2 protein-coding genes and 1 pseudogene are annotated in these 3205 nt (G+C 73.2%); 2 read left to right on the top strand and 1 reads right to left on the bottom strand.

Annotated elements, in window-relative coordinates:
• Positions 1-276 precede the first annotated feature (276 nt).
• Positions 277-1148 (top strand): IS5 family transposase gene (locus VF468_13430; protein ID HEX5879296.1). Its coding sequence is split into 2 segments (ribosomal slippage): positions 277-634 and positions 634-1148, totalling 873 coding nucleotides; the frame shifts between segments, so codons are not numbered across the junction.
• A gap of 196 nt (positions 1149-1344) precedes the next feature.
• On the opposite strand, the pseudogene VF468_13425 reads toward VF468_13430, so the two are convergent.
• Positions 1345-2097: pseudogene (locus VF468_13425) on the bottom strand (cation:proton antiporter).
• Between the two features lie 429 nt (positions 2098-2526).
• On the opposite strand from VF468_13425, the gene VF468_13420 reads away from it, so the two are divergent.
• Positions 2527-3205, top strand: a 679-nt coding sequence (locus VF468_13420; protein HEX5879295.1) for a hypothetical protein, incomplete at its 3' end; no start/stop codon positions are given.

The raw sequence follows: 3205 nt of genomic DNA, 5'->3' as shown, positions 1-3205 counted from the left end.
TCGACAAGAGCCTCTTGCCGTGCCATCAACGCCGGAGGACAGTAGCTCCCATGCGTACCGACATCCGGTGCCGGTTGGGCCTGCACCGCTATCGGCCGAGGCGGAACGCGAGCGAGCGGTACTGGGAGTGCACGCGCTGCGGACGCATGCGGTTCGGTGAACCACCCGATCTCAGGTCGCCGGGGGACAACTTTCCCACCCCCTTGGGGTAGGGCCTGTCTGACGGCTCGTGTTGTTGGTTCGGGCGGCCATCAGCTCCTCGATGTGGGAGGTCGCGTGGTCCGCCGCCACGAGCTCACCGATCAGGCCTGGGCCGAAATCGCTCCCTTGCTGCCAGCCAACGGCCGCCCCGGCGGTCAGTGGGCCAACCACCGCCAGGTCCTCAACGGGATTCTGTGGAAGCTGGCCACCGGAGTGCCCTGGCGGGACCTGCCCGAACGCTATGGGCCCTGGCAGACCTGTTATGAGCGGTTCCGCCGCTGGCAGGCCGACGGCACCTGGCAACGGCTCCTGGCCCACACCCAGACCAAGTCCGATGCGGTTGGGGAGGTCGACTGGGAGGTGGTTGTGGACGCCACCATCGTGCGCGCCCACCAGCACGCCGCCGGCGCCCGAAAAGGGGACCCGGCCACTACCTAGGGTCGGCTGCCGAGGCCGACCAGGCATTGGGGCGCAGCCGCGGTGGCCTGACGACCAAGCTGCATTTGGCCTGCGACGGCGGTGGTCGGCCGCTGGCCATGGTGGTCACCGCCGGTCAGCGCCATGAGCGCACCCAGCTGGGGCCGTTGCTGGACGCCATCCGGGTGCCGCGACCGGGCGGGTCGGGTCGGCCCCGCAAGCGCCCTACCCACCTGACCGCCGACCGCGGCTACAGCTACACCACCTGCCGGCGGTTGTTGCGCCGGCGCCGGATCGCCCACACCATCCCCGAGCGCTCTGACCAACAAGCCGCCCGGGCCCGCCGCGGACCACGCGGTGGCCGGCCACCCAGGGTCGATCCGGTGCGCTACCGGCAGCGCAACGTGGTCGAGCGGGCCATCGCCCGGCTCAAACAGCACCGGGCCATCGCCACCCGCTACGACAAGCTGGCCGTCAGCTACCACAGCTGGCTGGTCCTGGCCGCTCTGCTCCTGTGGCTCCCAACATGAGCCATCAGACAGGCCCTAGCCCTCGCCGTCGGAGCGGTCGCTGGCCGGCGTCCGGTCCGGCTCCGAGCCCGCCGGCCGCCGGTCCTCTTCTGCGGCCGCGGAGGGTCGTGACCTCACCTTCTCCTCGCGGAACCAGCGGGCCACGAGCACGTCGGTCGAGGAGTGGGCCAGGGTGGAACTCGCGCCGCACCTCCGGCCCGACCGTGGCCACGGTGACGCGGCGGCGAACGCGGCCAGGAACAGGCTGGCGTGCAGCAGGCTGCCGGCCCCGAACACCAGCAGCCCGATGGCGAAGGCGTACAGCGGCTGGTAGCGGGCGGCCGCCTGGAAGAAGCGCAGGCGCTCCAGCTTGATCGCCATCCAGGGGATGGCGATGCCCAGGGCGACCCCGAGGGCCAGCTCCTCGAGCAGCTTGAGCGTCTCGACCTCGCGTTCGCCGACCACCGCGAGCAGGACGATCACCGCCGGCAGGGCCAGGCCGTCGTTGACGCCGCTCTCCACGTTCAGCAGGTGCCGCAGCCGGCGGGGCACGTCGCTGCGGCCGACGATGGCGGCCGCGAACACCGGGTCGGTGGGGCTGAGCACGGCCCCGACCAGCCACGCCTGGGCCCAGGACAGGCCGGCCACGTAGTGGGCGACAGGCCGTCCCGGCCATGGTCAAGGGCATGCCCAGCAGCAGCGCCCGTGCCGGCAGGCGCCAGGCCCGCGCCAGGTCACGGACGCCGACCTGCATGCCGTCGGTGAACAGCACGCTGAACAGGGCCAGCTCGGCGAACTGCCGGACCACCGGGGCGTCGGCGGCGAGTGGTAGCAGGCCGAGCATGCCGTCACTGGCCAGGAACCCGGCGACCAGGAACAGCACCGCGGTCGACAGCACGCTGCGCCGGGCCAGCTCCGATACCAGCACGGCCAGCAGCAGCACCACGGCGAACACGGTGACCGCGGTCATGGCGCTCAGGCAACCCGGCCAGGCCCGAGCCATTACCGGTCACGACCGTGGCGTTGGCGTTACGGCCCCGCGGCGGTTACGTGACGGCGCCGGTGAGGCGCGCCCGGGCCGGGAAGGCACGGGTGGGGCGACCGCCCCTGCCGCCGTCTGCCGAGCAGAAGGGTAGCGATGCACTGCCGGACCGCCTGGACCGCCGTCGTGGCCACCTGCGCGCTGCTCGCCGCGGCCTGCGGCCGGAACGGCGAGGGCGGTGCCGACCCGGTCCCCACACCCAGGGCGTCGCGGTGCCGCTGGTCGCACCGTCGAGAGCTTCGACCTGGCCGTCGGCCCCGCCGACCGGTTCATGGTCCGCCTGGCCACCCGCGACCTGCGGCCCGTCGCCTACGGCACGGTCCGGCTGGAGCTGCGGTTCCTGACGAGACCAACCCGGTGCCGCTGGAGTCCGCCGGGCCGCCGACGATCTTCGCCGACGGCCGCAACCTGCCCACCCCGGGCAGCCCCGAGGACGGCCCGGGCAGCCGGCCGACGATCGTGTCGGCCGCCGAGGGCCGCGGCGTGTACGCGGCCCCGGTCGCCTTCGACCGGGCCGGCTGGTGGCAGGTCGCCGCCGTGGTCGACCTCAAGGACTCCGGTGTCACCAAGGCGACCGCCCAGTTCCAGGTGCTGGCCGACCACCGGCTCCCGGCTGTCGGCGACCAGGCCCCCGAGACCCGCAACCTGACCATGTCCTCGGCCGGCGCGCCGCAGGCGGCGATCGACTCGCGGGCCGCCACCACCGGAGAGATCCCCGACCCCAAGCTGCACCGCACCACCGTGGCCGAGGCGGTCGCGGCCGGCCGGCCCGCCCTGGTGGTCTTCTCCAGCCCGGCCTTTCGCCAGAGCCGCTTCAGCGGCGACCTCACCGAGATGGTCGCCGACCTGGCCGGCGAGCACGGCGACCGGGCAGCGTTCATCCACGTCGAGCTGTGGCGCGACTTCCCCAAGCGGGAGCTCAACGACGCCGCCGCCGCCTGGCTGCGACGATCTGGCGGGGTCGTCACCGCCCCCTGGGTGTTCGTCGTCGGCCGCGACGGCCGCATCGCCGCCCGCTTCGACAACGTCGTCAGCC

The organism is Actinomycetota bacterium, assembly GCA_036280995.1.
Taxonomy (GTDB): domain Bacteria; phylum Actinomycetota; class CALGFH01; order CALGFH01; family CALGFH01; genus CALGFH01.
The sequence above is the reverse complement of the archived record's forward strand: the minus strand, read 5'-3'. Positions and strand labels throughout refer to the sequence as shown.